The following is a 26,497-nucleotide window of genomic DNA, read 5'->3' as shown; positions in this document are numbered from 1 at the left end:
GGCAAAAATCTGGGCAAAAATCGGCCCCTCCAGGGGGTGTGGAGGGGTGGTGTTCATGCGGTTTTCGGTGGTGTGGGTTTTACAATGCTTCCGTCGAGTCTGACTCACAAGCTCGCACACTCGACGGAAGCATTGTAGCATGTGCGGCCAAAAATGAGCCCTCGCGGCGCTGCGGGGGCTCATTTCGTGGTGCTGAGGGAGTTTCGGGGGTGTGTTCGGAGGTGTTCGGTGGGGGTGGTCTTGGGGTTTCGCGGGGTACGCTGGACCCTTTGTATCAAGAACCCTTGTGCGTTATTGCGGGTCCAGTGTATCACGGGCTGTCAAGTTGGCCTATCCCCCGGAGTACAACGCCTATATGGGGGTATAGGTAGATGGGGGAGAGGAGAGGGGTGAGGGGGTCTATATATATATTTTAGTTTATAGGGATAGTAGTAGTAGTAGAGAGAGTTTCCGCAGGTGAGAAGCCCGAAACCGTTATCCCACGTCTATCCCACCGGCCTTCCCGCTGAGTGTTTGTGCTGGTGAGAGGCTTGCGGGTTTAGTCCGGTGGTGTGGGATGGGGATAGTGGCGGGGTCTCGTGGTGTGGTGCGGGGTGCTGGTGCGCCTGCTGACCCACTCGTGCCGGAGTCGGGCCGGGTGCTTCCCCTGTGTCGTGGTGTCAGCAGTCCTGGACGAAAGCGGCACCATGTCTCGTCACCATCGTGTTCCTTCCGGCCCTCGCATCTTCGGCGTCGCCGGTGGCAGCCTGGAGGATGCCCCGTCGTGGGCGGCGAACGCGCAGGTCGCCGAGCAGGGGCGCAGGGGAGAGCTGGCGACTGCGCACATCCTCGATGAGCTCGCGCAGCGAACCGACGGGCCGACGGTCATCCATGACGTGATGCTCCCCGGACTGCGCGCGAACATCGACCACATCCTCATCACCGACCGCACCGTGTGGGTCATCGACGCGAAGGTCTACGCGCCGGGCGTGCTGTGGACGCTGGGCGGGAAGACCCGCCGGGGCTTCAGCGAGTTCCCCTACCCGGACAAGCACACGATGGAGATAGCCCGCTCGGTCGTGGTCAAGGCTCTGCGCGCATCAGGTGCCGAGGACTTCGAGGTGCGCTGCCTGCTGGCCATCTGGCCCTCACGCGGGAAGGTGCGCGCCATCGGCTTCCGCCCGCGCGGCAGCGAGTACGTCATCGGGCGCAGCCGCATCGCCCGCCGCCTGCGCCGCGCTGCCTCCTCCGGTCGGGCAGACACGCTCATCGAGCAGGCGGTGCTGAGGCGCTTCCTGTCCGAGCAGGCCGCCGCCCACATCCAGCCGAGCGGCGCGGCACCCGCACAGGAGGGCCGCGCCGCACAGGCGTCCACGTCCTCGATCACGTCCAAGTTCACCGGATCGGGGGAGGCGTGATGGCTGGCAAGCGCAGAGCTCCCGCGAACCGCCGCGACTACTCCGCACTCGTTCTCCTGCCCGCGCTGTCCCTGGCGCTGGTCACCGGGTGGTTCGGCGTGCCGGTCTTCGCCGCGACGAGTCTCGCCCTGGTGGTCATCAGCCTCTTCTCCGTGCGTCCGGAGCTGACCGGGCCGAAGGACCCGATGGGGTACCCGACCCCGCTGGGGCGCGAGCAGAAGAAGCTGCTGCGCTACCGGTTCTGGTCCGAGCTGCGCGTGCAGGCGCTGGTGCCGACCCGCGCGTGGCTGCCCGGCTGGCCGCCTGCGGTCATCAGCCTCATCGGCCTGGCCGCTGCCGCCCTGTCGATCCATCAGCCGCTCATGGGTCTACTGGCCGAGAATCCGACGGCGACCCTGGCCGCGCTCATCGTCAACGCCTGGTGCGCCTATGGCCTGGCCGCAGGCTTCGACGCCGCCTGGCGGGCCACCCGCTCCGAGTTCGGCTCGCAGCCGGTCACGGACGTGCGCGAGTCTTTCGTGGCCCTGCCGGGGCCGGTCTCCCGCGCGGCCGCCGCAGCAGCCTCCGTCCTGGCGGCGGTCCTCACCGGGACGTGGCTGGCGCGCACGGTCGTGCTCACCGCTGCCGGTGCGCTGGGGCTGTGGGCGTTCCTGCCCGGCGGTCTGCTGGCAGGCGGCCTGGTGTGGTTCTTCATCACCCGGCGGCCCGCGCTGGCCCACTGGCGCGAAGTCGATGCGCAGCGGGAGCTGTGGAAGCCTCGCTGGGAGGCGATGAAGGTCCGCGCCCACCTCGAGGACTACCGCGAGTACGGCTTCTTCACCGTCACGACGTTCGAGACCCGGCAGGCGGGCGAGATCATCCGCCAGCCTGCCAAGGTCGTCGCCGAGATCGGCGGCTCCCAGGCCGTTGCCGTCATCCCACACCCGCAGCAGGACGGCAATGGCGAGGACATCCCCGGCTCGACGCACCCGAACCTCTTCCGTGTCGTGACCTGGCCCGCGAACGAGGCCCCGACACCGGCCATCGCCGCCGCCAGCGAGGCCGAGCGCATCCGCTTGGTGCTGCACACCGCTGTGTGGGCCTCGCGCTGGGCGCGGATGAAGAAGTGGGATGCTCACCCGGTGGTCGTCGGCTTCGAGCAGATCGACACGCTACAGGACCAGCCGCCCGTGTCGGTGACGACATTCGACCTGCCCCAGGCGCTGTCGATCCAGGCGGTGCTCGATCAGCCGAAGCTCATCGACGAGACGGTCGGCCAGCGACCGCTGGGATTCGTCGGCGCGTTCGCCGCGTGCCCGGACATCGACCCGCAGACGGGCTCCCCGACGCCGGGCACACAGTCGGGCACGCGCTTCCAGTACATCGAGGCACCCGATGATCTCTCGCTGGCCGATCCCGGCCTGGGCCTCGAATGCGTCTATCAGGTCCTGCGGGCGCATCTGTGGATGCACGCCGTGGAGGTCGGCGCACGAGCGCCCGAGATCGTCGATCTCGCCCAGATCGGCGATCTGTCCGGGGTGACTGGCGCAGAGAATGCCCCTCAGCGCTCGGAGGATGGACAGGACGGGCCTGACACCCTCGATCCGCACCCGGAGTCCGTCGAGGCATTTTCAAGCGCTCCTGGTGGATTCTGGGCGTGCTGGCGCGCGAGCCTCGCAGTGGCCGGTCCCACCTGCGTGCCACCGGCGGTCGTGCGCGCCGAATGGCTCGACGGGCTCGCGCACGCCTACGGTGCGAGCGCCCTCATGCGCGCAGGCGACCTCATCGTCGGCGGCTTCGACTCCGATGGCTTCGCCTTCGCAGACGATGCCTCGTTCTCCGATGGCAGGCCGGTGGACGAGGACGCGATCATGCGCCTGATCGACGAGGACGAGTGGACGACGCGCTGGGCGCGGCTGTTCGACGACAATCCCGGCAAGGTGCCGTCCATGCGGCACGAGGCGTCGATGACGCGGACGCTGGCGACCGGTGTCGAGATCGAGCAGCGCGCGTTCGTCGCCCGCCAGAATCAGTCCCTGACCGATGTGATGAAGACCGAGGCCACCCTGTCCTCGGTGCTGGCGGCAGCCCCGTTCGCCGCGCTGGACTACATGCCGGACACGAAGGCCGACCGGCCCGGCTTCCGCCACCCGATGGGCGTGGCCGTGCGCTACTCGCGCCGTCCGGTGCCCTCGCGCCCCGATGTGCTCCCGCCCCAGCCCGCCTACACCGACCGGCGGCAGACGGCGGCGCTGTGGGTGCTCCAGGCGCAGCTGCGGCAGGCATTCACCGCCGCGAAGCTCGCCCACCCGCAGGTGTACGCCGTCGAGCCCCTGTCCACCCCGGACTCCCCGGCGCACCTGTGGCGGGCGTGGGCACGCCTGCACGGCGGGGTGACGCTGGCGGAGGTGCGCAAGCAGTCCTCGATCATCCGTCGCCACCTGGGCTCGGAGTACCTGCGCGTGGGGGAGGACGGGGACGTCATCGTCCTGGTCATCGGCGCGCACCCGGATCGTTGCACGCTCGTCGATGCGGAGGTCATCGACGAGGAGCTGGCGGTCATGGACTGGGAGCAGGCGTTCCTGGATGCGGGCGTGCGCAACTCCGAGGGCATGACGCCGACGCTGGCGGGCTTCCGCAGGCTGGAGAAGAACCCGGAGGTCATGATCGTCGATTTCGACCTGCCCAGCGGCCTCGACACCCGCCGGATCAAGCAGGCCATCGACAAGCTCTCCGGCCCCACCGGGTACGGCTTCATCCAGCTCCAGCCGGTCGAGGACACCGGTCGGGCGCGCATCATGTGCTCTCGCCAGAACCCGATGCCCACGAAGGCCCCCTACGACCCCGACACGATCCTCGCCACCGGCGACGACGAGATCCCGTTCTCCCTCGGACTCGACGGCGAACCGGTCGTCTTCGACGTGAAGCAGAACACGCACCTGATGGTGCTCGGCGGGCAGGGCTCGGGCAAGTCGGTCGGCCTCCAGGCGATCATCACCCCGGCGGTCATGAAGGGCTACGACCTCTACGTCGCCGACCCGATGAAGGGCGCTGCCGACTTCCAGTACCTGCGTCCGTTCTCGCGCGGCTTCATCGACATCGAAGTCGAGGACGGCGGCCTGTTCCACCTGGCAGCGATGCTCAAGGCCGTCTACGCGCAGGTGGGTCCGCGCAAGCAGCTGAACATGCGGCACGGGGTCGGCAACTACCGAGAGCTGCCTGAGCAGGTGCGCCCGAAGCACATGATGGTCGTCATCGACGAGTTCACCTCGCTCATCATGCTCGACCCGGAGCCGAAATCATCGATGGACCCGGAGATCGAGGCCGAGCGCGAGCGGATCCTGGCGCAGAACGCGGCGAAGAAGGAGATCGCCGTTTACGTCGGCAAGATCATCCGCGAGGCCCGCAGCGTGGGCGTGTCGGTGATGCTGGCAACCCAGAAGATCACCTCGGAGATGATGAAGGGCCTGGCGGGCACGAACGACATGAAGACGAACACGTCCACGCTCGTGCTCGGCAAGTCGAAGGACACCGACCGGGCCGCCGCTGGCATGGTCAACCCCTACGACGTGCCGGACCTGGGGGAGTCAGTCGCCAAGGGGCGGGGCCTGTACGAGTCCATCGAGGCGGGCGTGCAGATGGTCCAGATCTGGTTCGAGCCCGGTGGTCAGCGCGGGTTGGCCGATCTCATCTCCACGGTGCGTGAGCCGCTGGCCGCCGATGAGGTCATCGACTACGAGGCGTACCTGCGCCTGCCGCAGATCCATGAGGGTCCGGCGGTGGAGATGCTGCCGCCGGAGCCGGTCGTCGAAGACCTGGGCGACCTGGACCTCGACCTCGGCGATGACTGGCTGGCGGGACTCGAAGACGCCGAGGAGATCGGCGGCGAAGACGGCGGGGATGAGCCCGAGAGCGCGGACGATCCGGCGGAGGCCGATGAGATGGAGGACGAGACCGCGAGCGATGAGCCGGACTGGGATCAGTCCGAGCCCGAAGAGGAGGACAGCACCTCAGCGGAGGAGGAAGGCGCGAGCGTCACCTCCGCTGAGCCTGAGCCGCCTGCACCCTCCCGGAGTGCCCCTCTCGTCGATCAGGAGCCCACCCCGGAGGCAGACCGGATGGAGGTCGGATCATTCGTCCCGAACATCCCGACCATCGACGATGACGGTGACCTGTTCGCCGCGAAGGAGCCGAGCAGGCCGAAGCGGAAGTCCCGCCGCGCACGCGCCGAGGATGGCGGGGATTCATTCTCCGCGCCGAAGACGCGCACGCGCGCCAGCGCCGATGCGGATGCTTTCGCCGTGCCGCAGCCGAAGCGGACGAAGACGCTGCCGACCTTCTGATCATCTCCGATAGACCCGAGGAGAATCCGCACACGGAGAACATGGCCGGTACTGCGCCAGCACCCGTCTTACTGGAAGACGCTTGCAGTCATGCGTCGTCTCCGCCGATGATCTCGACGGACAGGCCGAGCGCGGTCGCGAGCCTGCGTGCTGTGCGCATTGACGGTTCTTGGCCGAGCTCCACACGCGACACAGTGGGGCGGGACACTCCTGCCTTCTCGGCCAGTTCGTCCTGCGACCACCCGCGCTCAAGTCGGGCCGTCTGCACGCTCTTCCCGAAGCCCTTGGCCCGTCCCGGAGGCCGGCTCATGAGTCACCCCGATGCCGCTGCCGATGCGGACAGCCGTCGTTCAGCACGTGCCCGCAAGATCTTCCCGTAGAGGGTCATGCCCTCCCAATCGATGACCTCGTTACCGGAGTCGTTGACCGTCACGGGAACCATGATGCGGGTCGCTTTGAGACGCCCCAGGGTTGCGCCGTTACCGCCCCAGCTGAATTTTCCCATCTGCTCACGAAGACAAGACACCAGCACAAGGGCGTTGTCCTCGTCGAGGCTCGGATGACGAAGAACCTGAATGTTCTGACTGGTGTAGAACGGTACCGGCTGGTACGAGATCGTCTGGGTATCCAGACCGATCGTCACCGCACCTCCCGGCTCCGGCGACTTCTCCTGTCGCGCGGTGAACCCATCCGTGCCATTGCTCACTTTAGTCCGGGAGACGAACGGGAAAACACCCTGCCCCTGACGAAGCTTGGTCTTGTCATACCACGCAGACGACGACTTCATCGCCTCGAACACATCCGTGATCAGCATCGGCTCGAACCTAAGATCCGGAAGGTCCGCGTCGGCGTCGGCGTCGTCAGACGTACGAGCGCTGTGCGTGTGTGTGATCGCTTGGGCCATCAGCTCTTCACCGAGCCGAGTCATGCCCTCCCAATCGACGACCTGCTCGCCGGAACTGCTGGTCGTCACAGGGACCATGATCTTCTGACGCGACAGTCGGCCGCTGTTTGCGGCAAAGCCACGGTTGTACTTGGGGAAGCACTGATGGGTAATTGTCGCCGCCATAACGATCAGGGCAGGTTCGGTCACATCCTCCGCCAACGGCTCCAGGCCGAACACATGATTCGATGGCCAAAACGCAGCGGGCTGATAAAAGCAGGTGCCAGCGCCTCCGTCGCCGTCTTTAACGAAGGACAGCCACCCACCTGGATATTTCTCCTCGTCGACATACCCGACAATGCCGTTGTTCTGAAAGGAGGCGGCCACGTAAGGTATCGGCCCGGATTCTTGCTTTGCGCGACCAGAACCAGCGTGAATGCGGAACATATCGGTGAGCAGTTCGGGGGCAAACCTCAAGTCATCATATGCACTCATGCGTCGACACCTCCCCCGATCTCAGACTCAATTTCTTCCGTCCCCGGCGTGATGAGTTCACCGCGACCGTGGGTGTGCATGTCCACCCGCCACGTCACGTAGTCCGCGACTGTCGCGTAGAGGTCCTCATAGCTCGGTGGCTGGTCGTTGAAGTAGAAGTAGCTGTGCTGCCACTCATCGGTTGCCGTAACTTCAGAGCGCACGACGAACGCCGTGTCGTCGGGCACGCCGTCCCGGATGACCTCCAGCACGTGCTTTCGCCGATCAGCAGCGCGCCCGTCGTCAACCAGGCCGACGTGCGGGTGGACCCTGTAGCCATCGTCCTTGAAGTTCACGAATGTCGCCTTCTTCGTCTCAGGGTGCGGCACCCCAGCGGTGAAGAGCGCGATCACGACGTGAGTACCGACGCCGTGGAACGTGTCCGGGTTCATCGTCAGGACGGCATCGAGCGTGTGGTGCCCCAGGATCTTCGCCTTGAGATCCCTGTCCTCCCTGGTCTTCCCGACCATTGCCGATTGCGGGACAATCGCCGCGAGACGCCCTCGGGCCTCCAACTGTGACAGCGCCCGCTCGATGAATGACAGCTCGGACAGGTGCCGAGTCGTCTTGTCCTTCGACTGCGAGTACGGCGGGTTCATGAGCACCTTCATGAACCTCTCCAAGCGCTCGGGGCGCTCGGGGTTGTACGGGAAGAAGTCATCCCGCGTGCAGTCGAAGAAGCTTCGGCGCTGGAAGTTCGCCTTACCGTCACCGCGCAGGATCATGTTCGTCGTCCCGACTGCGAAGAGCTTGTCCTGGAGCTCGACGCCGTGCAGCTGGAATCTCTTGATCTCGTCGAGGCGCTCAGCGAGGAGCGCGGGGTCTTGGTCGTACCGCGTGGTCGCGTCGGCGAACATGCGGCGCATCGCCGCGATGAGGAATGCGCCTGATCCTGCAGTCGGATCAAGCACCACGTCGTCGCTGTTCACGTCGATCAGCTCGGCCATGAGGTCTGTGATGTGGTGCGGTGTGAGCACGATGCCCAGCGAGTTTCCGTCGGAGCCGCCGTACTTAACGAACTCACCGTAGAAGTTCCCCAGCACGTCGAACGCCGAGTGAGGACACGACCTCGAAGACCTCGTGATCGAGGATCTCCGTGAAGTGCCGGAGCGGTGTCTTCCCGAGATCGCGGTTCCGCTGATTCAGCAGCACGTGGCGCTTGATGAAGGAGAATCGATCGAGCATGATCCCGATCTTCTGCTTCGGCCCGAGGTCAGCTTCGGGGCTCTCCAAGAACTCTTTCGCGGCGTTGTACACCTTCTCGCCGTCCCGGTATCCGTTGCGCTGGTCACCGGCGAGGTCGTCGAGCAGTTCGGGTCGGTACTTGAGCGCCAGCAGGATCGCTGAGACCAGCGTCGCCTTGTTCTCGTTCTCCAGCGAGGCGTAGTTGCGCATTCCCTCGTGGAGGTTCGCTGCCACCTTGCGGATCTCGCGGACCTCGCGCTCCTCGCGAGGAAGCTCACCGAGCACGGCGACGCGGTAGTACTCGTCGATGTTCTCCGCCGCGAACGGCGTGAGCGTCTCCAGCCTGTCCAAGACCCTGGGCTCGAGCCTCGGCGCAACGTACGCGACCGTCATGTCGTAGTGGCTCTCCGTACCGGCGATGCCGACCGCGAAGACCTTCTTGTTGGTCTTCTCAGCGAAGATCTTCGCGTAGTGCACGGCACCGTTCAGCGCATACCTGACCCGAGATGGCACGTCCAGGGCGACACGGCCCTCGTCGTCGAGCAGCAGTGAATCCTCGAACCGTGCCTTGTCCTCGACCACGACGATGAACTCGCCGGACTCGATCACGAACTCGGGCTTGCCCCGACCGGAGCCATCGGACTTGGATGCGCCTTCGAGGGCTTCGTAGATGTACGCGGGAGCGTCGGAGCAGCTCTGCTCCCACGGTCTGAGGTGGCCGATCTCGCGCAGCATGTCGCGTACGAACTGGTCGGTGCTCTTCTCGTTCCCCATAGCAACACTCTCACTCGCTGATTGCATCAAATATCTAACAATGACAGTACTTGACCGACCAGGCCCGAACCTACTTCGACACCCGCGCTCCGACAGCGAGCACGAGACTGCCGAGACGATGAGGAGCGCATCCTGTGAGCACGAAGATCTATGACGCCTACCGCCTGCCGGTCGGCACCGACCCGTTCGAGGTCGTGGCACCATTGCGGGCGGCGATCCTGCCTGCGAGGCTGCGCGCCGATGCACAGGTGCTGGCGCGCACGGCCTGCCAGTTGGCTGATGACTATTCGCTGCATGGTGACCGGTCTCGGATGCCGGTGCGCAGGCGGGACGGCTCGCGGCTCTACACGCCGCAGAACCCGTGGGTCTCAGCCATCCGCGTCCTCGCTGATCAGGAGGCTGATCTCTCGCCGTCTGACACCTTCCATGACGCCCATCGGTTCTCGGTCTCGCTCCTGCGCGATCCTGCTGACGGCAGGCTGCTGGCGAAGGCGTTCCTCGGCCACAGCGATGAGATCCGCGAGGCGTTCGAGGCGTTCTGCGCTACACAGGGCTGGGCCGACTGGCACTACCAGGATCAGACGGACTGGCCCGAAGAGGTCTCCGAGTTGGAGTGGGCTCAGCGTCGGGACTCCTGGGACCGCACGGTCGGGGACTCCGGCGTCATCGCAGACCGCTGCCTCAACATCGACGTGCGCCCGTCCGGCTTCTCCACCTCGCCCAGCGTCCTCGGCATCGGCGACGACGAGGAGGACGCGATCAATGCCGTCACGGTGTCAACGCCGCAGGTGCGCCTGTCGCGGATGCTGCTGGCCGTCCAGAAGATCGCCGACGGGGAGTTCTCCATCACCGATCTTCTCTCCGCCAGCGAGCGGATCAAGAATGCGGTGAACGAGGGGAGCGACGGCACCGCCGAACTGCTCGAACTCATGTCCTCACCGTCCGTCGATGAGCTGCAGGGGCGGCAGTCCGGCGGCTTCGATGACGGGATCCGCACGCATTCGATCTCCGAGGAGACGCTGGCCGCCGTGGCCGCGCGGCTGACCTGAGTCGGTCGGGTGGCCTCTCCTCCGACAGGGTGGGCGAGCAAGCCGCGCACCCTGACACTCGCGAGGAGCACACGATGGCGCAGACGACCGGACAGACCGCACGACTCACCCTCGAGCAGACTTCCACCCTCACGGATGTCCTCGGTCGCCACTTCGATCTGAGTGTCGCCGAGGATCGCGCACTCATCGACTACTACCGCTTCCACTACGGCACGGCCATCGCCTTGCATCAGGCGAAGTCGAACCGGGAGTTCCTGTCCATCCTCGGCTACTCGAATGTCCGCCAGCTGCCGTCTCGGATGCACCGACTGGTGGAGGATCGCACCTGGGTGAAGGCCCGCATCTCCCGCCTGAACCGCATCCGGCGGTCCGCTCCCGATGAGCGTGATGGCGACTTCACCGATGACTCCGTGTGGGCGTCCACGCTCACCCATCTCGACGAGCTGATCGAGGAGATGGGTGAGTCTGACCTGCTGGTCGGCGATCCGGGCCTGGATGAGGCCCGCGAGGCATCCTCTGAGGTTGATCTCGTCTTCGGCGCGGGCACCGACTTCGAGTATGTCTGCGACTGCTTCGTCGATGCTGTTGACGGCGCGCAGGCGGCGCTCCTGCGCGCTCTGCGCCAGGTGGAGCGGTGGCTGGCGATGCTGGCCGATGATCGTCAGCGTCTGAGCGCCTGAGACGCACGCTTCCCCTGTGCAGTCATGCACAGTCCTGCCAGCGATGTGCAGGTGCGCACACGTGCGCCCGGCCTCCGACAGGGCAGGCGAGCACCAGACGAGCCGATGAGGAGCCCGCGATGAAGTCCACCGACGCACTCGCACCCACACCCGCACAGCCGAGCGAGGCCGATGCTCTCGGCGTCCGCTGGCACGTCGGACTGCCGATGACCGCGCTTGCCGATGATGAGCGACTGGTGCGCCAGGGCTTCCTGTCCGTGAAGCTGGGGGCCGCCTATTCCCGGTTCGACTCGGCGGCGTTCGCCATCACCGCCCTGGACGATGGCTCCGGGCGCGTGCATATCGGCCTCGACCAGGACCACCTGCACGAGTGGGCCATCGGCCCGCACGGCCACTCCCGCCACTGCCTCCTGAGCATCGAAGTCGTCGCGCCGGTGGATGACCCCCACGATGAGGCGGAGGTGTTCGCCACCCTCCGCTCGCTGTCCGCGCTGCCGGAGCTCGACCAGTCGGCCCTCGACCGGGCAGTCTCCCTCCAGGACGGCGAGGACACCCTCTGCGTCATCTCGACCGATCACACCTACATCAGCCCGGACATCGACAGCCTGGAGGACATGATCTACTCCGGCCATGTTGCCCTGACGGGGGCCGATGAGTGCGAGGTGCGCGCCTGCGGCACGCAGGTGGCCACCTCCGACGGGCGCGTACTGCTGGCCGCGCGCAATCCCGCCGGACGCCCGGCATGGTCGCCGACCTCGGACGGTGAGCGGTGCGTCTTCGGTGACACTGACGCTGTGGTGCTCCTCGATGAGCACGGGGTGGCCGACATCCTCGACCTCGAGACCTTCTTCGCCACCATGCGGGTGATCTGAGCCTTCACGCACCAGACCCCGGCCCGTTGCGCGGGTCCGGGGTCTGCCCGTCTGCCGCCTCCGGTTCCGTCCCGCTGCCGCCGTAGGTGTCCTCCCACAGGCTGATCGCCTCCAGCACGCGCGGTGTGCTGATGGTCGTGACCGGCATCCTCCCGGACCCGCCGCAGGGGAAGCACCGGCCTCCGGCCACGGCCTCGAACGCTCGCACCCATCCCTGCCCGGCGCACTGTCGGCAAGGCCGCCATGCCTGACCGGTGCGCCCGTACTCGGCCAGTTCGAGGTGTGTGGCCTCCGGCGGGATCGCGCCGGTGGTGCGCAGGAACTCGAAGAGCTGCATCGGTCCACCCACCCTTCACGCTCGTTCGCGCTCGTGTCAGCAGAACGCATGACGCCCCTCGCGCCTTCCCGCAGATGCCGCTGCGGGGGCGGGCTCGATCCCCTGTGTCCTGTCGAGAGCATTCCGCACATTCGATTGAGAGGACACCTGCGATGGCTGAGAGTACGCAGCGCGCCCGCATCCCCCTGCCTGCGAACTTCGACCCGAACAAGCACATGAGCGCACTCGAGAAGCGCATCGCCGACAAGGTGGGGGCCGATTGGGTCGTCGAGAGCATCGACATGGACGAGGCCAAGGCGTCCATCGTCAAGCGGGTCGCCCTCACGGAGGTCTCTGCCGTCGAGGGCGGGGAGCGGATGCGGGTGACCCTGCCGTCGTCGGTGACGGAGGGGCAGGGCAAGAAGTTCGATGCCGAGCTCGCCGACCAGTATCCGGGGTTCTTCCTGACCGAGTTCGATCCGTTCAATCGTCGTGCGGTGCTCACGAAGCTGGCACCGGAGACGAAGCGGGCCAGGGACTCCATCGCTGCGGCCATCGGCGCGAAGCCGTGGGAGGTGCAGGTCGCCCCGACCGCTGACGGCGGCTACTCGCTGCGCCTGCCGAGCTCCTACATCCCCTCGAAGCACCTGGAGAAGATCGAGGACGTCGCCCAGACGGTCATCGGCGAGGAGGGCTGGTACGTCGAGATCAACGCGAGCACGCTCACCGGGCGGATCGTCCCCTCGGACCCGCCGACGTTCCCCGGTCTCATCCCGTACCCGATGACTGAGCCTGAGCGCGGCGACACCGAACTCGTGATCGGCCAGCGGCTGCCGAAGCCGGGCCAGGAGACGGGCAGCCCGTTCATCATCGACTTCGCGGATCGGCACGCGCAGATAGGCGGAATCTCAGGTGCCGGAAAATCCGTCACGCTTAACAACATTATCGCCTCGCTGCTGTCGCGGGGCCATGAACTGGCGATCATCGACCTGCCGGACAAGGCGGTGGACTTCGAGTGGTGCCGCCCGTTCGTGCGCCGCTACGGCTGGGGCTGCGAGAACCTGGACGAGATCGTCGCCACCATCGCCTACCTCTACGAGGAGGGCTCGCGCCGGGCGGCGATCTTCAAGGAGCACGGGGCCAAGAAGATCGAGGAGCTGCCGGAGGGCGTCCGTGCGACGATGCCGCTGGTGTTCATCATCGTCGATGAGGTCACCGGCCTCTACGCGATGGAGGCCGTGCCGAAGCTGAAGAAGGACCACCCGATGCGGGTGGAGGCCGAGGAGATCAACCTCAAGAAGGAGATGCTGAAGAACCGGGTGAAGAAGATCGCCGCCGAGCTGCGGTTCGTCGGCTTCCGCCTCATCATCTCCACGCAGATCGCCAGCGTGAACACCGGCATCGACACCGCCCTGCGCACGAACCTCGGCCACCGCGTGCTGCTGGGGCCGAACCCGACGGAGAACAACCGGAAGCTGATTTTCAACGACCACGAGCAGGTGCCGGTTGTGCCGAAGAACATCGTCGCCGACCGGGCCGCCTCGCGCGGCACGGGGGCAGCCGAGCTCGATGGGGCACCGGCGACGGTGTTCAAGTCGTTCTACGCCGACACGGACGCGCTCACGAGCTACCTCGACGGCCTCGGGGTGCCGCGCACCGAGCAGGTCCGGCCCACGCCTGCGCTCATCGACAAGTACATCCCGCGCCTGGACGAGTCGGTCGATGATGAGCGCGGCTCCGATACCGTCTCCCGCCGGAAGAAGATGGAGGATGAGGCGATGACCGACCCGGAGACCGGCGAGCGGATGAGCGCCTTCGAGTACGCGAACCTCCAGCGCTCCCGCAGCGCGCGGAAGTCGGTCGCCGATGCTGCCAGCGGTGAGACGCCGTGACGCAGGCACTGCTGGCAGAGGTCGTCGGCTTCGCCGCCTCCATCACGGCTTTCATCCTCTTCGTCCCGCAGGCGCTGCTGGTGTGGCGCAAGCGCGAGGACGTGGCCGCCCTGTCGGGCGTGTCGGTGTGGATGCAGGTGGCGCTGCTGGCGAATGCCTCCCTCTGGGGCATCTACGGTGTGCTCACCGGCGCGTTCTGGGTGGCGGCACCGGGCATCGTCAACGGCCCGCTGGCGCTGGCCACGCTCTTCCTGGTGGCGAGGTCCAGACGGATGCGCCAGCGGGCACCTGTCGCTGCATCCGACCGCTGAGGATCAGCTCGCCTCCTCTCCCAGCAGTGCTTCCAGCGCTCCGCCTGATCGCGGGGCGCTCGGTGCTGGCATCTGCACGCCGGTGGACAGGATCCGTTCCATGATCGTGCTGACATCGGGCACGGATGCCGCCGTCTTCGCCCGGTAGTGCCGTTCGGTGATCTCCGCCGAGGAGTGGCCGAGCACACGCCGGGCGACTTCGAGGCCGCCGCGTTCGGCCAGGGCTTCGTCGAGGTAGGTCGCCAGTGTCCGCCGCAGGGCATGGAGGGTGAGGTCGGGGTAGCCCGCGTGTGCGCGTGCCTGTCTCCAGCTGCGGGACATGGACGGGATGAGGATGGGCGAGGTGCCGTCCCGGTTGGGGAACACCCACGGACTGCCGCCTGAGAAGATCCCGGCGACCAGTCGGTGGCGGCTGATGAGGATGTTCATGACGGTCTCAGAGACGATGATGCGCCGCCAGGAGGTGTCTGACTTCGGCATCTCCTGCCGGATGCGTCCGTGGAATCGCTGCTGGAGCAGGGTGCCGTTGACGGTGAGCGCGGCCTTCGCCTGTTCGCCGGGGTAGGGCAGCGCTGCCGCCTCCTCGCTCTGCGGCTGGCAGGGTGCTTCACGCAGGGCGGATGCGGGCAATTCGATGTCGCACCAGCGCAGCGCCAGTGCTTCGCCGACGCGGATGCCGGTGAGCAGGATGATGTCGATGAGGTCGATGAGGTAAGTCGGTCGAGGTGGCCCGGAGGTGCGCACGGAGGCCCAGGAGCGCAGACCGGCGCGCAGGTCGGGGATGTCCTCGAACGGGAAGATGATGGGGTTGGCCTTCTTCTCCAGCGGCGGCAGCGTGTGGGCGAAGATGTTGTCGGCGGAGTGGTCGATGACTCCGACGCGCAGCAGGCGGTCGTAGGTGCTGCGGAGGATGATGCGCAGGATGCGGCCCTGACTCGGCGCTGCCTCCGCCGTGGTGTCGATGAGCTCCTGGGCGCGCGGGACGGTGAGTGTGCGGGGGTCGAGGCGGCCGCAGGGGTGGTCGCGCAGGTGTCGCTCCAGCGTTCCCCGGTAGGAGGTGGCTGTCTGCGGGCGCAGCTTCTCGCGGGCGACCTCCAGGTGGTCGATGGTTTCGTGCGCGGCCTGGTAGAGGGTCAGGGCGCGGTCCTCATCCATGAGCCGCACGCGGGAGGCCTTCTCTTCCAACAGTCGCAGGGCGGTGTCCTCATCGGGGCCTCGGGCGAGGATGCGCGTGGTGTCACCGTCGTGGCGGCGGTATCGGACGCTGGCGACGAAGGCATTCTCCTTCTGTCTGAAAGATACGGAGCGTTTGCCGAAATCGCCCGGTTTCAATGCTGGTCTGGCCATGCTCGAATACTCCTTATTATGTGCGCGTATTCGGACGCGAGAATGAGGTGTTCCATCAATACGGAAATGCGGGGAATACCGTTCCACTTTCGATGTGGGCGGCCCCGTGCGGCGTTTGCGACCTGCGAGGACGCGGATCGCTGCGCTCGTCGCGGGCAGGGCATCAGGGGGTGGCCGACAGCGCCTTGTGGAGTAAACGGAACAGACCGTGCCAGAAACCCCGACCGGGCGCAGGTGTCGCCAGAACGGATCCGACCTGGGGAGCACCGCGTGTGCACAGATGGTCGAGCCCTGTTCCAGAAACCCGTGCAGGCACATGTCCGTGCTGGTCAGAGCCTCGAACGGGGAGAATGACGGGCTGTTTCCGGGCATGAAGAAGCCGCCCGGAGAGCTTTCTCCGGGCGGCTGGTGATCGTCGGGATGACAGGATTTGAACCTGCGACCCTCTGTTCCCAAAACAGATGCGCTACCAAGCTGCGCCACATCCCGCGACGGCCTCTATCTAACCACAGCCGAGTCGGCAGATGCACCTCGGGTCGGGGCGAGACCGGCCGATGCGAGGCACTTCACATCGGTCGGCCGGCGTACTGCCGTGCGTGGGGAGTTTCGGCCGGACGCGTGGCGTGTGACCGGGTCGGGCCGGGCCGCGCCTGATGTTGAGCCTCGTCGCCGCTCTCGCAAGACGCCTGCCACCGGTGTGATGCAGTTCATGAAAGGCCGATTTGGCGGTGGTGGGAAGACTCGGCTATAGTCGATCTCGCACCACGGGGATGTAGCTCAATGGTAGAGCCTCAGTCTTCCAAACTGATGGTGCGGGTTCGATTCCCGTCATCCCCTCCAATCGCCTTGGGCCGCGACATCGTTGACAGACGAGTCGCGGCCCAAGGCGTTTCAGTCTGGCCGACGCTCCTCGACCGATGGAGCGGGACACAGTCCGAAAAGTGGGTATGGGCAGTGCCGGATAAGCGGTACGTCCCGTCAGTACGGTTCTCCAACGTCCCTGCGCCGTCGTGGTGCGCCTTCGCAGTTTGCGGAAAGACTCCCAAATCGCTTCCGGACTGGTGAACGCGTCCGTCCACATCGCGGCGACGTCCAGATCGGTCACTCTCGACAGCGCTTCGAATGGGCCGCGGGGCTCCCTGTTCACAGTCAGAGCAGGATGCCGGACAGACGCCGGTGGGCTGCCTGTCGGATGCGGGAGTGACGCCATTGGATTCGAGTCCTCGGCTGGATTCGTTTGACGAGGGCCGTCAGAGGCCCGTTGCCATCGACGGCTGCCGCCACCGGGGTCGGATGCGGCCGATGAGGGGGCGCCATCCGTTGAAGCGGGTGCCGTCGAGCATGACCTGGTCTGGGATTTCGCCGGTTGCGGGTGGACTCGGCTGCACGTTCGAGCACCATCGGATTCGCCGGGTGAAGTCGGCCTTCTTCCTGGTATCGATGCGGGTCTGAGCGACTGAGGGCGAGCCGGATCGGCAGCTGGAGAAGCTGGTCGGCCATTCTGATCTCGTGCCGTCGCCCCATCTGCGGCGAAACGGGTCGGCGCACATGGGGCGACCTGGACTCGACAGGGTGACCGTTCGGGACGCCTACGGTACTGACGCGCACCCCTGGACAATGCTCTCAACATGTAGCTACTATGATCAATAATCAATTTGTTGACTAGTGTGTTGGAGTCGGACATGAACGCTCACTATCCCCACCTGTCGGAACCGCTCGACCTGGGTTTCACGACATTGCGCAACCGAGTCGTGATGGGCTCGATGCACGTCGGTCTGGAAGAGGCTCCGGACGGCTTCGCCCGGATGGCCGCCTTCTACGCCGAGCGTGCTGCCGGGGGCGCTGGGCTGATCGTCACCGGCGGCATCGCGCCCAACGAGGCGGGACGACCGTATCCGGGCGGTGCAATGATGGCCACCGAGCAGGACGCGACCGCCCACCGCACCGTCACCGACGCCGTGCACGCTGCCGGTGGCAGGATCGCTATGCAGATCCTGCATTTCGGCCGCTACGCGCACCACCCCGATCTCGTCGCACCGAGCCCCCTGCAGGCGCCGATCAGTGAGCACGTCCCGCGCGCACTGACACCCGAAGAGATCGAGCAGACCATCGCCGATTTCGCAGAAGCCGCCCGGCTGGCGCAGCTCGCAGGCTACGACGGTGTGGAGATCATGGGTTCTGAGGGCTATCTCATCAACGAGTTCATCGCCCGACGCACCAACCAGCGCACTGATGACTGGGGCGGCAGCTACGAGAACCGGATGCGCTTCCCGATTGAGATCGTCCGGCGCGTGCGGGAGACCGTCGGTGAGGACTTCATCGTCGTCTATCGCCTGTCGATGCTCGACCTTGTGCCCGACGGCTCGACCTTCGAAGAGGTCGTCACTCTGGCGCACCACATCGAACAGGCGGGCGCAAGCATCATCAACACCGGAATAGGTTGGCACGAGGCGCGGGTTCCGACCATTGCCACCTCCGTGCCGCGCGGCGCCTATGCATGGGTCACCAAGCGCCTCATGGACAAGACGACCGTCCCGCTGGTCACCAGCAACCGCATCAACACCCCTGAAAAAGCAGAGGAGCTGCTCGCAAGTGGCCATGCTGACATGGTCTCCATGGCCAGGCCTTTCCTGGCTGATCCCGACTTCGTCAACAAAGCCGTTGCCGGCATGCCGGAGACCATCAACACCTGCATCGGCTGCAACCAGGCCTGCCTCGACCACACGTTCTCCTTGCGCACCACCTCATGCCTGGTGAATCCTCGCGCCTGCCACGAGACCGAACTGGTCCTCGGGCCCACCCGCACCGCGAAGACCGTCGCAGTGGCCGGTGCCGGCCCGGCCGGCCTCTCATGCGCACTGAACGCTGCCCGCCGCGGCCATCGGGTGACCCTCTTCGACGCCGCCGACCGCATCGGCGGCCAGCTCGACGTCGCCAGGAAGGTTCCCGGCAAGCAGGAATTCGAAGAGACCCTGCGCTACTATCGGCGCCAGCTGGTGTCGGCCGGAGTCGATGTCCGGCTCGGCACCGCCGCTACAGCTGATGAGCTGAGCAGCTATGACGCAGTGGTGGTCGCCACTGGCGTCACCCCGCGCATCCCCGAGCTGCCCGGGATCGATCACCCGATGGTTCTGGGCTACCTGGATGTGCTGCAAGACAGGGCACCCGTTGGTGATCGGGTTGCGATCCTCGGTGCGGGCGGAATCGGATTCGATGTCGCCGAATACCTCACAGACGCCAGCCTCAGCGATCCGGCCATCGCCGACCCGGCCCGCGACGTCTCGGCCTTCCTGAATACGTGGGGCATCAGCGGCGACACGGCGACACCCGGCGGCCTGGCCACCGCGACACGTCCGCGGCCGGCACGCACGGTGGCCCTTCTCCAGCGGAAGACCACCAAGCTGGGTGCAGGCTTGGGCAAGACGACCGGTTGGATCCACCGCAGCGAACTGAAGCATCGCGGCGTGGACATGATTGCCGGTGCCGAGTATGAGCGCATCGACGACGAAGGACTGCATTTCATCCATGGCGGTGACAAGCGCTTGCTGACTGTCGACAATGTGGTTCTGTGCACTGGGCAGGAGCCGAACCGGAGACTGTACGACGAGCTGTGTGCCCGCGGTATCCGCGCCCACCTGATCGGAGGGGCCGAGCTGGCCGCCGAACTCGATGCCAAGCGGGCGATCGATCAGGGCACCAGGCTCGCCGCCGACCTGTGAGCGACGCACACACCAACGGGTTGTCCCAATCGGCTGCTGACTGAGACGGTCCGCGGCTGGATGGGGCCTGTGCGCAGGGGTGTACCGGGTCCGTATGTCTGTGCTGAATCGTCTGTGGATCGGCCTGATCGCGTTGGGTCGTCTTCACCGGCGCTCGGCGCTGGCGGTGTCATCCACTGCTTCGGAGCTCTGATGGCACGGAGCCCGCTGGCCCTCGTCCGGCCGCGCGCCGTTCGGTGGGCAGGTGTGGCAGTCTGTCGGAGGCCTCCGAGGCCTGACATCTGGGCTCGAGCGCCGCATCATCGCGTTGTGCTCCCACCCGACGGTGAATTCGCAAGGGATCAGACGCTGACTCGGTGTGCTTCGATCGACCTTCCGCCGTCATCTGAATCGCGGCCGATGCCGCAGTCGGCACATCTCGATCAGGCCACGGCACCGGCGGGGGAGACCTGGTGCATCGGGCGGAGCCGTCAGAGCTCGCGTTTCAGGATCTTGCCGGTCGCGGTCATCGGAAAGCTCGTGACGAACTCGAGCGGCAGAGCCACCAGGTGGGTGTCAACTGCCTCGCGCCCCTCGAGGATGCGGTGGGCGGTGAGGGCGTTGAGCACCACATTGGCGTGGGTCAGCTCCGCGCCCTTCGGTCGACCGGCGGTGCCCGACGTGTACAGGACAACCGCGGTGTCGCTGGCCTGAGTGATGGCGGCATCAAAGTCTTCCGGCTGCTTGGCCAGCGCTGGTGCAAGAGGTTCGACGCCGTTGCCGAGTGAGTCTGTGCCCTGGCGGCTCGTCGAATCTGCAGTGATGAGGAACAGCTGCTCGCAGTCCGGGGCGTCGGCGAAGCCGGCTGTGCAGATATCACCCAGCCGAAGTCCGGGGGTGCCTTCGAAAGCGAAGAATGCTCTCGCCCCGCTATCGCGCAGGTGGTAGGCCACTTCGGGTGCGCTGAGCAGGATGTTCAGTGGCATGACGGCGGCACCGGTCTTGACGATGCCGTAGTAGATGCTTGGGAACCACGGCAGGTTGGGACAGCTGAGTGCGACGGTGTCTCCGGGCCGAATCCCGCGTCCGACCAGCAGGTTAGCCACCTGATTGGCTGTGCGCTCGACGGAGGCGAACGACAGCCGGTCAGAGCCGGCGACCACAGCTGTTCGGTCCGGGTGGGTGCGGGCGGAGTCTTCGAGGAGGGTTGAGAGGTTGAGCATCTACTTCCCCTGCGTTTCTTCGATTCGCGCCGCGGCCTCCTGGATGGACGGATAGCGGTCCGCCATGGCTGCGGCGAGAGCCGGGGCGGCCTTGAGCGGCCGGACCATCACCATGAAGTCAGCGATCTTGCCTTCCTCATCGAAGGTGAGGAAGTCACAGCCGGTCACCGACAAGCCGTTGATCTCGGCTGTGAAGATGTAGGCGTGCTCGTGGTCGTCCTGGATCTCGCGGATGTATTTGAAGTCCTCGAAGACCTCGACCACTGCGCGCAGGATTGAAATGGTGATCGCTTTTCCGGGGTAGGGCCTGTAGGCCACCGGACTGGTGAAGACGACCTCATCGGCGAGCATGTCCTCGACCGCATCGAGATCCTTGGCTACGACCGCCTCGCTGAATGTGACCACAGTTCCCTCTCTAAGCAATTTGTATAGTAGGTGACAAATTGAAGGTATGACCCAGCTCACTCGTTGTCCAGTCTTGATTATTGAACTTGTGGACTATTCATGGGAACATGCGACCTATGGCACTGCGTGACGCTATCCTCGCCGCCCTGGCCAACGACGAGTCCTCCGGATACGACCTGGCGAAGGCTTTCGACATCACGGTCGCAAACTACTGGACGGCCACACCCCAGCAGATGTACCGGGAGCTCGACAAGCTTGAGACTGCGGGTCTGGTGAAAGGGCGCGTCGTGCGCCAGGTCAAGCGCCCCGACAAGCGGGTCTTCTCTCTCACAGAGGCCGGTCGGCAGGCACTGCACGAGTTCACCCGAGGCGAGCCCAAGTCCACCGCGATCCGCGACGAGCTGCTGGTGCAGGTCGAGGCGCTCGCCATCGGCGATGAGGAGGCGATCCGGAACAACGTGACGCGCAAGAGGGCGAATTCGCAGGCCAAGCTCGCACACTATCGCCGGGCGCGCGACCGTCTCCTCGACGGCGACCGTGAAGAGCACTACATCATCGCAGGGCCGCGCTTGGGGTCCTACTTGACCCTCCGGCGCGGGATCGTCTTCGAGGAGGAGAACATCGCGTGGTGCGACTTCGTGCTGGAGGCCTTGGACGCGCGAGGCACGGGCGGATGAGGATCGTCGTCCGCGAGTGGTCAATGGAGCCGATCTTCTGAACAGCTTGGCACTCCTGGGCGCTGGAGCTGATGTCCCGGAATGAGAGAGGGCGATCGGCCCGAGCCGGACGATCGGCACCGCTGCGGGCCGAAGATCGAAATATGTGCTTGCCCCGTGGCTGCAGACTCACCCGGCATCGTCGCGGCGGCGCAACGTCGCCCATCGCCCATCGTGGTCCGCAAGGCGCAGAGAGGAACGTGGGGCGTTCGGGCCACAGCGGGCATCGTCGCGAACAGGCCAGTTCGCTTTGGAGGAGTTCGCTGCGGACGAGCTCACTGTGAACTGCTCGCGATCGACTGGGCTCGGGGCTGGGACAGCTCGCTGCGGACGAGCTCCATGGCCCGTGAGGAAGCGACCGAATGAAAACCGCCCGGTTTCGCGTATCGGCCGGGGTTTCGCGTAATATGGGTGATTGCGTCTTGCGGACGTGCGCGAACTATTCGTGGACTTTCGCTCCCCTTCAGGTCACGAGATGGCCGATCAGGCTGTGAGATGGCCCTTCCGGCCATGTACTTGGGCCGGTGAGGTCGGAAGATGGCCGCAACTGCATGACTGTCGAAATTGAAAGGTCGCACTGTGAAGAGCTCCGTCGAGCAACTCGACCCCACGCGGGTCAAGATCAGCGTGGAAGTCCCATACGCCGAACTCAAACCGAGCGTCGACGAGGCATACAAGACCATCGGTGCCCAAATCACCGTCCCCGGTTTCCGCAAGGGCAAGGTTCCCGCGCGCATCATCGATCAGCGGATCGGTCGTCCCGCAGTGATCCAGGAAGCCGTCAACAACGGTCTCGATGACTTCTACCGCAATGCCGTGGAAGAGAACGAACTCAAGCCGATGGGCCAGCCCGAGGTCGAGATCTCCGAGGTGCCCGGACTCGACGGCACCGAAGACGGCGACCTGGGCTTCACCGTGGAGGTCGACGTCCGTCCCGAGATCGAGCTGCCCGCCTACGATTCGATCACCGTCGAGGTCGACCCCATCGAGGTCACCGATGCCGATGTGGATGCCGAGCTCGAGCAGCTGCGCACCCGCTTCGGAACCCTGATCTCGGTCGATCGTCCCGCCGCCGAGGACGACTTCGTCACCCTCGACCTCGTCGCCACCATCGACGACGAGGAGATCGACACGGCCTCCGACATCTCCTACCAGGTCGGCGCCGGAACGATGCTCGAAGGCATGGACGAGGCCCTCGACGGCCTCTCCGCCGGTGAGACCACGACCTTCGAGACCACCTTCGCCGGTGGCGAGCACGCCGGTGAGCAGGGAACCGTGAAGATCACCCTGTCTGCGGTCAAGGAGCGCGAACTGCCCGAGGCTGACGACGACTTCGCCCAGCTGGCCAGTGAGTTCGATACGATCGCCGAACTGCGTGAGGACCTGCGCGAGCAGGCCGCCAAGCAGAAGGAGACCGACCAGGGCGTGCAGGCACGCGACAAGGTCCTCGAACACCTCGTCGAGACCCTCGAGGTCCCCGTTCCGGCCAAGATCGTCAACGACGAGGTCGAGCGTCACCTCGAGTCCGAGAACCGGCTCGATGACGACGAGCACCGCACCGAGGTCACCGAGGAGACCGAGCGCAACCTGCGCACCCAGTTCATCCTCGATGCCGTCTCCGAAGCCGAGAACGTCGAGGTCAGCCAGTCCGAGCTCATCGAATACCTGATCTCGGCCTCGCAGCAGTACGGAATGAACCCGAACGAGTTCGCCCAGATGCTCGACAGCTCCGGACAGGTCAACGCCCTGGTCGGAGAGGTCTCTCGCCGCAAGGCCCTGGCCGCTGTCCTCGCCGGTGCCACGGTCAAGGACACGGCAGGAAACCTCGTCGACATGGAGGCCTTCACCTCACCCCCTGAGGACGAGGACGCTGAAGCCGAGGGTGCTGACGCCGAGACCTCGGACGAGGCCGCTGCGGAGGCTGCCGAAGAGAACTGAGGAAGAACCTCCTCGAGGTGGTTTCCGGATCAGACGGTGGGCACGGACGATGTTCCGTGCCCACCGTCTGTGCATCTCCGTCCACGTCGATCACGCTGAGGGCGAACACCGGCCTCGCCGCGGACTAAAACCCGGTGGGGAGCGGTTAGAGTCCATAACAAGCCATCCACAGAACACAGGAGTGAAACGTGAGCGCACACGACATGACAGCTCCCGTCGGTCTCGACGCCGGTGGGGGAATGGGCCTGGACGACCATATCTTCAATCGTCTCCTCAAGGAGCGCATCATCTGGCTCGGTTCAGAGGTGCGCGATGACAACGCAAACGCGATCTGTGCGCAGATGATGCTGCTGGCCGCTGAGGATCCGGACGCGGATATCTCGCTCTACATCAACTCACCTGGCGGATCGGTCACAGCCGGCATGGCCATCTACGACACCATGCAGTACATCAAGCCCGACGTCTCGACCGTGGCGATGGGCATGGCCGCCTCGATGGGGCAGTTCCTGCTGTCCTCGGGCACCCCGGGCAAGCGCTTCGCAACCCCGCACGCCCGCATCCTCATGCACCAGCCGCTGGGCGGCATCGGCGGTACGGCCACGGACATCAAGATCCAGGCCGAGCTGATTCTGCACATGAAGAAGCAGATGGCCGAGCTGACCGCCGAGCAGACTGGCAAGTCGCTCGAGCAGATCCTCAAGGACAACGACCGTGACCACTGGTTCACCGCCGAGGAGGCCCTCGATTACGGCTTCATCGACAAGATGGTGGCCCGCGCGTCCGACGTCAACGACAAGTGAGTGGGAGTCAAGGAATGAACTCGATGAACTTCAATGCCGGCTCGACCGCCGGTTTCATGCCCCAGGCGCGTTACGTCATGCCGCAGTTCGAGGAGCGGACGCCCTACGGCTTCAAGCGTCAGGACCCGTATACCAAGCTCTTCGATGACCGCGTGGTCTTCCTCGGCGCCCAGGTCGACGACACGAGCGCCGACGATGTCATGGCCCAGCTGTTGGTCCTCGAATCGCAGGATCCGGACCGTGACATCACGCTCTACATCAACTCACCCGGCGGTTCGTTCACGGCGATGACCGCGATCTACGACACGATGCAGTACATCAAGCCGGAGATCCAGACCGTCTGCCTCGGGCAGGCCGCCTCGGCAGCCGCCGTGCTGCTGGCCGCCGGCACTCCGGGCAAGCGCCTGGCCCTGCCGAATGCGCGCGTGCTCATCCACCAGCCGGCCATGGAGGGTCAGGGTCAGGGACAGGCCTCCGACCTCGAGATCCAGGCCGCCGAGGTGCTGCGGATGCGCGAATGGCTGGAGGAGACTCTGGCCAAGCACTCGAACAAGGAGGCCTCGCAGGTCTCGAACGACATCGAACGGGACCTCTTCCTCACGGCCGAGCAGGCCAAGGAGTACGGTCTTGTCGATCAGGTGCTCACTTCGCGCAAGAACGCGTACTGAGCCCGGTCGGGGGCACCGAGAGTTCAGGGGGAACGGGTCCGTGCAGCAGCGATTGCGCGGGCCCGTTCCGGCTCTCGGCCGACACACCGAATGACGTTGCTGGGGGCTCGTGTCAGCGACGTATGGGAAGCTATTGAGGTACATGAAACACGAGCGGTAGAGTTGGGGCCAAGCGTCCTGGCGAAAGGTTGTGACAGTGGCTCGCAGTGCGGACGGAGCAGACCTGCTCAAATGCAACTTCTGTGGGAAGTCCCAGAAGCAGGTTCGGAAACTCATCGCCGGACCTGGTGTTTACATCTGCGATGAATGCATCGGACTGTGCAATGAGATCATCGAAGAGGAGCTCAGCGAATCCAGTCCGGAGCAGGCCGAACTCGAACTACCGAAGCCGCGTGAGATCTTCGACTTCCTGCAGGAATACGTCGTCGGTCAGGAACCTGCGAAGAAGGCACTGTCCGTCGCCGTCTACAACCATTACAAGCGCATCCGCTCCCTGCAGTCGGGGGAGGAGGCGAAGACCCTCGGTGGAGACGAATCCGAGGTCGAGATCGCGAAGTCGAACATCCTGCTGGTCGGTCCCACCGGCTCGGGGAAGACGTATCTGGCCCAGTCACTGGCCAAGCGCCTCAACGTGCCCTTCGCCGTCGCCGACGCCACTGCACTGACCGAAGCCGGCTATGTGGGCGAAGACGTCGAGAACATCCTTCTCAAGCTCATCCAAGCCGCGGACTTCGACATCCAGCGCGCCGAGCACGGCATCATCTACATCGATGAGATCGACAAGATCGCCCGCAAATCGGAGAACCCGTCGATCACCCGGGATGTCTCCGGTGAAGGCGTGCAGCAGGCCCTGCTGAAGATCCTCGAGGGCACTCAGGCCTCGGTCCCACCGCAGGGCGGACGCAAGCACCCGCACCAGGACTTCCTGCAGATCGACACCACGAACGTGCTCTTCATCGTCGCCGGCGCCTTCGCCGGGATGGAGGAGATCGTCGCCGCACGCAAGGGCAAGCACGGAATCGGCTTCGGTGCCCTGCTGCAGTCGAAGAACGACGAAGAGGACCTCTACGCCGACATCCTGCCCGAGGACCTGCTCAAGTTCGGACTCATCCCCGAATTCATCGGTCGACTTCCCGTGCTGGCGACGGTGTCCAACCTCGATCGCGCGGCGCTGATGTCGATCCTCACCGAACCGAAGAACGCTCTGGTCAGGCAGTACCAGCGCATGTTCGAATTCGACAACGTCTCGCTGACCTTCGAGACCGAAGCCCTCGAAGCGATCGCGGACCTCGCACTGCTGCGGGGCACCGGGGCCCGCGGGCTGCGGTCGATCCTGGAGGAGGTCCTCCAGCCGGTCATGTTCGACGTGCCCTCGCGTGAGGACATCGCCGAGGTGGTTGTGACCAAGGACGTCGTCGACTCCAATGTCGCACCGACGCTGGTACCCAAGTCGCGGAACAGGACGAACAAGAAGTCCGCCTGAGCCT

General features: G+C 65.4%; 21 protein-coding genes and 2 tRNA genes. 14 read left to right on the top strand and 9 right to left on the bottom strand.

Annotated features, from left to right (window positions below; all coding sequences use genetic code 11):
* Window positions 1-686: 686 nt before the first annotated feature.
* Entirely contained in the window at window positions 687-1,397 is a 711-nt protein-coding gene (locus tag IG171_RS07735; protein ID WP_212131116.1) for a nuclease-related domain-containing protein, read from the top strand.
* Window positions 1,397-5,719 (top strand): FtsK/SpoIIIE domain-containing protein, encoded by a 4,323-nt coding sequence (locus tag IG171_RS07730; RefSeq protein WP_212131115.1) that lies wholly within the window; start codon window positions 1,397-1,399, stop codon window positions 5,717-5,719. The genes IG171_RS07735 and IG171_RS07730 overlap by 1 nt, the downstream gene beginning before the upstream one ends.
* Window positions 5,720-5,807: 88 nt before the next feature.
* Here IG171_RS07730 and IG171_RS07725 read toward each other — a convergent pair whose 3' ends face one another.
* The 4 genes from IG171_RS07725 to IG171_RS19025 are packed head-to-tail and all read right to left on the bottom strand — an operon-like array spanning window position 5,808 to window position 9,095.
* A complete protein-coding gene (locus IG171_RS07725; protein ID WP_212131114.1) occupies window positions 5,808-6,029 on the bottom strand; it encodes a helix-turn-helix transcriptional regulator in 222 nt (73 codons plus the stop codon).
* Between the two features lie 3 nt (window positions 6,030-6,032).
* A complete protein-coding gene (locus IG171_RS07720) occupies window positions 6,033-7,097 on the bottom strand; it encodes a restriction endonuclease subunit S (RefSeq protein WP_212131113.1) in 1,065 nt (354 codons plus the stop codon).
* Window positions 7,094-8,179, bottom strand: coding sequence for an N-6 DNA methylase (locus IG171_RS19030; protein ID WP_249204181.1), 1,086 nt, complete (start codon window positions 8,177-8,179; stop codon window positions 7,094-7,096). Before IG171_RS19030 ends, IG171_RS07720 begins: the two co-directional genes overlap by 4 nt.
* Window positions 8,157-9,095, bottom strand: coding sequence for a hypothetical protein (locus IG171_RS19025; RefSeq protein WP_249204180.1), 939 nt, complete (start codon window positions 9,093-9,095; stop codon window positions 8,157-8,159). Before IG171_RS19025 ends, IG171_RS19030 begins: the two co-directional genes overlap by 23 nt.
* A 134-nt stretch (window positions 9,096-9,229) precedes the next feature.
* Here IG171_RS19025 and IG171_RS07710 point away from each other — a divergent pair, with 134 nt between their 5' ends.
* The 3 genes from IG171_RS07710 to IG171_RS07700 all read left to right on the top strand — a co-directional run bounded on the left by IG171_RS07710 (window position 9,230) and on the right by IG171_RS07700 (window position 11,696).
* Window positions 9,230-10,144, top strand: a complete 915-nt coding sequence (locus IG171_RS07710; protein ID WP_212131112.1) for a hypothetical protein — start codon at window positions 9,230-9,232, stop codon at window positions 10,142-10,144.
* A gap of 74 nt (window positions 10,145-10,218) precedes the next feature.
* Window positions 10,219-10,824, top strand: a complete 606-nt coding sequence (locus IG171_RS07705; protein ID WP_212131111.1) for a hypothetical protein — start codon at window positions 10,219-10,221, stop codon at window positions 10,822-10,824.
* 119 nt (window positions 10,825-10,943) lie between these two features.
* On the top strand, window positions 10,944-11,696 hold the full coding sequence (locus IG171_RS07700) for a hypothetical protein (protein ID WP_212131110.1): 753 nt from the start codon (window positions 10,944-10,946) through the stop codon (window positions 11,694-11,696).
* Window positions 11,697-11,700: 4 nt separating this feature from the next.
* Here the strand turns inward: IG171_RS07700 and IG171_RS07695 are convergent, their stop codons facing one another.
* Entirely contained in the window at window positions 11,701-12,033 is a 333-nt protein-coding gene (locus IG171_RS07695; RefSeq protein WP_212131109.1) for a hypothetical protein, read from the bottom strand.
* A gap of 152 nt (window positions 12,034-12,185) precedes the next feature.
* Here IG171_RS07695 and IG171_RS07690 point away from each other — a divergent pair, with 152 nt between their 5' ends.
* A complete protein-coding gene (locus IG171_RS07690; RefSeq protein ID WP_212131108.1) occupies window positions 12,186-13,904 on the top strand; it encodes an FtsK/SpoIIIE domain-containing protein in 1,719 nt (572 codons plus the stop codon).
* Window positions 13,901-14,215 carry a hypothetical protein gene (locus IG171_RS07685; RefSeq protein ID WP_212131107.1) on the top strand — a complete coding sequence of 105 codons (315 nt, stop codon included), beginning with the start codon at window positions 13,901-13,903 and terminating at the stop codon, window positions 14,213-14,215. The genes IG171_RS07690 and IG171_RS07685 overlap by 4 nt, the downstream gene beginning before the upstream one ends.
* Before the next feature lie 3 nt (window positions 14,216-14,218).
* Here the strand turns inward: IG171_RS07685 and IG171_RS07680 are convergent, their stop codons facing one another.
* Together IG171_RS07680 and IG171_RS07675 are read right to left on the bottom strand one after the other, a co-directional pair.
* Window positions 14,219-15,562, bottom strand: coding sequence for a tyrosine-type recombinase/integrase (locus tag IG171_RS07680; protein WP_212131106.1), 1,344 nt, complete (start codon window positions 15,560-15,562; stop codon window positions 14,219-14,221).
* Window positions 15,563-15,977: 415 nt separating this feature from the next.
* Window positions 15,978-16,051, bottom strand: a tRNA-Pro gene (locus IG171_RS07675).
* 277 nt (window positions 16,052-16,328) lie between these two features.
* Here IG171_RS07675 and IG171_RS07670 point away from each other — a divergent pair.
* Both IG171_RS07670 and IG171_RS07665 read left to right on the top strand, forming a co-directional pair.
* Window positions 16,329-16,402 (top strand) — tRNA-Gly (locus IG171_RS07670).
* Window positions 16,403-17,244: 842 nt separating this feature from the next.
* Window positions 17,245-19,281 (top strand): NADPH-dependent 2,4-dienoyl-CoA reductase, encoded by a 2,037-nt coding sequence (locus IG171_RS07665; RefSeq protein WP_212131105.1) that lies wholly within the window; start codon window positions 17,245-17,247, stop codon window positions 19,279-19,281.
* Window positions 19,282-19,751: 470 nt separating this feature from the next.
* Here IG171_RS07665 and IG171_RS07660 read toward each other — a convergent pair whose 3' ends face one another.
* Complete coding sequence (locus IG171_RS07660) at window positions 19,752-20,483, bottom strand: AMP-binding protein (protein WP_212131104.1); 732 nt, start codon at window positions 20,481-20,483, stop codon at window positions 19,752-19,754.
* Window positions 20,484-20,888, bottom strand: coding sequence for a nuclear transport factor 2 family protein (locus IG171_RS07655; protein WP_212131103.1), 405 nt, complete (start codon window positions 20,886-20,888; stop codon window positions 20,484-20,486).
* 116 nt (window positions 20,889-21,004) lie between these two features.
* Here IG171_RS07655 and IG171_RS07650 point away from each other — a divergent pair, with 116 nt between their 5' ends.
* The 5 genes from IG171_RS07650 (at window position 21,005) to clpX (ending at window position 26,493) form a co-directional block, all read left to right on the top strand.
* Entirely contained in the window at window positions 21,005-21,565 is a 561-nt protein-coding gene (locus IG171_RS07650) for a PadR family transcriptional regulator (protein WP_212131102.1), read from the top strand.
* Window positions 21,566-22,183: 618 nt separating this feature from the next.
* Complete coding sequence (gene tig / locus IG171_RS07645; protein WP_212131101.1) at window positions 22,184-23,542, top strand: trigger factor; 1,359 nt, start codon at window positions 22,184-22,186, stop codon at window positions 23,540-23,542.
* A 203-nt stretch (window positions 23,543-23,745) separates the two neighbouring features.
* Entirely contained in the window at window positions 23,746-24,342 is a 597-nt protein-coding gene (locus IG171_RS07640; RefSeq protein ID WP_212131590.1) for an ATP-dependent Clp protease proteolytic subunit, read from the top strand.
* A gap of 23 nt (window positions 24,343-24,365) precedes the next feature.
* Window positions 24,366-25,010 carry an ATP-dependent Clp protease proteolytic subunit gene (locus IG171_RS07635; RefSeq protein ID WP_212131100.1) on the top strand — a complete coding sequence of 215 codons (645 nt, stop codon included), beginning with the start codon at window positions 24,366-24,368 and terminating at the stop codon, window positions 25,008-25,010.
* Window positions 25,011-25,206: 196 nt separating this feature from the next.
* Complete coding sequence (gene clpX, locus IG171_RS07630) at window positions 25,207-26,493, top strand: ATP-dependent Clp protease ATP-binding subunit ClpX (RefSeq protein WP_212131099.1); 1,287 nt, start codon at window positions 25,207-25,209, stop codon at window positions 26,491-26,493.
* Window positions 26,494-26,497: the final 4 nt, after the last annotated feature.

Source organism: Brevibacterium sp. SMBL_HHYL_HB1 (genome assembly GCF_018208375.1).
Classification (GTDB): domain Bacteria; phylum Actinomycetota; class Actinomycetes; order Actinomycetales; family Brevibacteriaceae; genus Brevibacterium; species Brevibacterium intestinavium.
This window is presented reverse-complemented; position numbering and strand designations above follow the sequence as displayed.

Excerpts from the sequence above, each read along its gene's own strand:
- IG171_RS07695 (WP_212131109.1), bottom strand. The coding sequence starts at position 12,033 with ATGCAGCTCTTCGAGTTCCTGCGCACCACCGGCGCGATCCCGCCGGAG.
- IG171_RS07640 (WP_212131590.1), top strand. The coding sequence starts at position 23,746 with ATGACAGCTCCCGTCGGTCTCGACGCCGGTGGGGGAATGGGCCTGGAC.
- IG171_RS07650 (WP_212131102.1), top strand. The coding sequence starts at position 21,005 with ATGGCACTGCGTGACGCTATCCTCGCCGCCCTGGCCAACGACGAGTCC.
- IG171_RS07700 (WP_212131110.1), top strand. The coding sequence starts at position 10,944 with ATGAAGTCCACCGACGCACTCGCACCCACACCCGCACAGCCGAGCGAG.
- IG171_RS07635 (WP_212131100.1), top strand. The coding sequence starts at position 24,366 with ATGAACTTCAATGCCGGCTCGACCGCCGGTTTCATGCCCCAGGCGCGT.
- IG171_RS07665 (WP_212131105.1), top strand. The coding sequence starts at position 17,245 with ATGAACGCTCACTATCCCCACCTGTCGGAACCGCTCGACCTGGGTTTC.
- IG171_RS07735 (WP_212131116.1), top strand. The coding sequence starts at position 687 with ATGTCTCGTCACCATCGTGTTCCTTCCGGCCCTCGCATCTTCGGCGTC.
- IG171_RS07730 (WP_212131115.1), top strand. The coding sequence starts at position 1,397 with ATGGCTGGCAAGCGCAGAGCTCCCGCGAACCGCCGCGACTACTCCGCA.
- IG171_RS07705 (WP_212131111.1), top strand. The coding sequence starts at position 10,219 with ATGGCGCAGACGACCGGACAGACCGCACGACTCACCCTCGAGCAGACT.
- IG171_RS07690 (WP_212131108.1), top strand. The coding sequence starts at position 12,186 with ATGGCTGAGAGTACGCAGCGCGCCCGCATCCCCCTGCCTGCGAACTTC.
- IG171_RS07720 (WP_212131113.1), bottom strand. The coding sequence starts at position 7,097 with ATGAGTGCATATGATGACTTGAGGTTTGCCCCCGAACTGCTCACCGAT.
- IG171_RS07660 (WP_212131104.1), bottom strand. The coding sequence starts at position 20,483 with ATGCTCAACCTCTCAACCCTCCTCGAAGACTCCGCCCGCACCCACCCG.
- IG171_RS19025 (WP_249204180.1), bottom strand. The coding sequence starts at position 9,095 with ATGGGGAACGAGAAGAGCACCGACCAGTTCGTACGCGACATGCTGCGC.
- IG171_RS07725 (WP_212131114.1), bottom strand. The coding sequence starts at position 6,029 with ATGAGCCGGCCTCCGGGACGGGCCAAGGGCTTCGGGAAGAGCGTGCAG.
- IG171_RS07680 (WP_212131106.1), bottom strand. The coding sequence starts at position 15,562 with ATGGCCAGACCAGCATTGAAACCGGGCGATTTCGGCAAACGCTCCGTA.